This is a genomic window from Massilia rubra (genome assembly GCF_011682065.1).
Classification (GTDB): Bacteria; Pseudomonadota; Gammaproteobacteria; order Burkholderiales; family Burkholderiaceae_D; genus Telluria_A; species Telluria_A rubra.
Window position 1 is genome coordinate 1 of sequence record NZ_VUYU01000064.1, and the last position, 2,320, is coordinate 2,320.

3 protein-coding genes are annotated in these 2,320 nt (G+C 65.0%); all 3 read left to right on the plus strand.

Annotation, left to right across the window (positions count from 1 at the left end; all coding sequences use genetic code 11):
* Positions 1–76 precede the first annotated feature (76 nt).
* The 3 genes from tnpA to tnpC are packed head-to-tail and all read left to right on the plus strand — an operon-like array spanning position 77 to position 2,286.
* Positions 77–370, plus strand: a complete 294-nt coding sequence (gene tnpA, locus F0185_RS33950) for an IS66 family insertion sequence element accessory protein TnpA (RefSeq protein ID WP_167233092.1) — start codon at positions 77–79, stop codon at positions 368–370.
* Entirely contained in the window at positions 370–711 is a 342-nt protein-coding gene (gene tnpB, locus F0185_RS33955) for an IS66 family insertion sequence element accessory protein TnpB (RefSeq protein WP_167233094.1), read from the plus strand. The genes tnpA and tnpB overlap by 1 nt, the downstream gene beginning before the upstream one ends.
* Before the next feature lie 54 nt (positions 712–765).
* On the plus strand, positions 766–2,286 hold the full coding sequence (gene tnpC / locus F0185_RS33960; RefSeq protein WP_167233096.1) for an IS66 family transposase: 1,521 nt from the start codon (positions 766–768) through the stop codon (positions 2,284–2,286).
* Positions 2,287–2,320 lie beyond the last annotated feature (34 nt).

Here is a 2,320-nt window from a genome sequence, read left to right on the forward strand (position 1 = left end):
GTAAGCATCCAGCCCACCCATCTATGAATTCCTGAACGCTGCGGCCACACTCCTTTCTTCAATTTCGAGGAGAAATATGGTGGCAAATGTGGAGCAAATTAACGAGTGGCAGGAGCGCGTGGCACGGTGGCAGGCAAGCGGCCTGTCCCAGCGCGCATTCGCTATTGAGAACGGTGTCTCTCAACGCCAGGTCAGCTACTGGGCGCGGCGGCTGGGCGAAGCGCAGTTGCCACCAGCATTTGTGCCTGTGCGTGTGACGCCTACTGGCGCTTCCAGCGGTATCGTTCTGCGCAGCGAACGCGGCTGGACCGTGACCGTGCCGCTCGACGTGCCGGCCAGCTGGCTGGCCGAGTTGATGCGGGCGCTGTAATGGATGTTTCGGCAGATAGCATTTGGCTTGCCACTGCGGCGGTGGATATGCGCACTGGCATTGATGGGCTGTCATTGCACGTGCAGCAGGCGCTGGGCCGTCCGCCCTGCGACGGCACGGCGTACGTGTTTGCCAACCGGCGCCGCACGCGCTTAAAAGTGGTGTGCTGGGATGGCACCGGCGTCTGGATGTGCCTGCGTCGGCTGCACCGTGGCCAGTTCATTTGGCCTGCAGCCGACGAGGCAAGCTGGCAGGTCAGTGCCAAACAGTGGCAGTGGCTCATCGCTGGTGTGGACTGGCAGCGCCTGTCGGCGCCCGCCCCTGCGCAGTGGCGCTTATGACGACGTAAACTGTTGCGCTTGTAAACGTCGTCCGAGACCGGTAAACTGCTCGGCATGAATCTGCTCGACGAACTTGCCCGCACCGACATCGCCCCAGCGCTGCTGGCGCAGGTGCAGGCGCTGATCGAACAGCAGCAGGCCAAGCTGGCCGAGAAGGACTTCAAGATCAAGGCGTTGACGTTCGAGCTGGCTTATTACAAGCGCGTGCGCTTTGGCAAGGCCAGCGAAGCACTGGTCGGGGAACAGCGCATGCTGTTCGACGAGACCGTCGATATGGACCTCGCGGCCATCGATGAGGAACTGCGCAGCCAGGCACCCGCCAAACCGCCACGCAAGCGCGCCGGCCGCCAACCGCTGCCGCCGGAACTGGAGCGCATCGAGCACCGCCATGAGCCCGAGTCGTGCCAGTGCGGCCAGTGCGGCGCCGACCTGGTCAAGATTGGCGAGGACGTCAGCGAGCAACTGGACGTGGAGCCAGCGCGCTTCTTCGTGCACCGCCACATTCGTCCGCAATATGCTTGCCGTCCCTGCGAGACGGTGACAGCAGCGCCGATCCCGGCTGCCGTCATCGATGGTGGCATGGCCGCGGTGGGCCTGTTGGCCTGGATCGCCGCCTGCAAGTATCTCGACCACCTGCCGCTGTACCGGATCGAGCAGATCGCAACGCGCCAAGGCGTGCCACTAGCCCGTTCGACCCTGGCCGACTGGATCGGGCGCATCGGCGTGGCCCTGCAGCCGCTGGCGGACCGGCTGGCCGAACTGCTGCGCCAGCACGATTGCCTGCATGCCGATGAAACGCCAGTGCGCCAGCTCGATCCGGGCAGTGGCAAGACGCGCCACGCCTACCTGTGGGCCTATCGTTCCGGCGTGCACGATGACGGCCCGCCGATCGTCGTGTTCGACTACCAGACCAGCCGCGCGGGCGCCCACGTGCGCTCGTTCCTGCACGGCTGGCGCGGCCACCTGATGGTGGACGACTATGCCGGCTACAAGGCGATGTTCGCCGACGGTCCTACCGAGCTGGCCTGCCTGGCCCACATCCGCCGCAAATTCTTCGATGTGCATGCCGCCAGCAAGAGTCCCGTCGCCGAGCAGGCACTGCAGCGCATCGCCAAGCTTTACGCGATCGAGCAGCAAGGCGTCGGACTGGACCCACCGCAGCGCATGCTGTTGCGCGAACAACTGGCGCTGCCGGCGCTGGCCGAACTGCACGCCTGGCTCCTGGTGAACCAGCGAACCGTGGCGGCCGGCAGCGGCACGGCCAAGGCAATCGATCATGCGCTCAAGCGCTGGCCGGCGCTGCAGCGTTACGCCAGCTCGGGCAGCCTGCCAATCGACAACAATCCGGTCGAGAACGCGATCCGTCCCATCGCCATCGGCAAGAAAAACTGGCTCTTCGCTGGCTCTGAACGCGCGGGCCGCCGCGCTGCCGCCATCCAGAGTCTGTTCGCTACCGCCAGGCTCAACGGCCTTGATCCGGCGCGCTGGCTGGCCATCGTACTGGAACGTCTCCCGACGTGCCCCAACAGCCAGATTGATTCGCTGCTGCCATTCCCCGACTTTACTTCGCGCTAAACAGGCTGTACAGGTGGGGCCGCTGGCCGCTTAC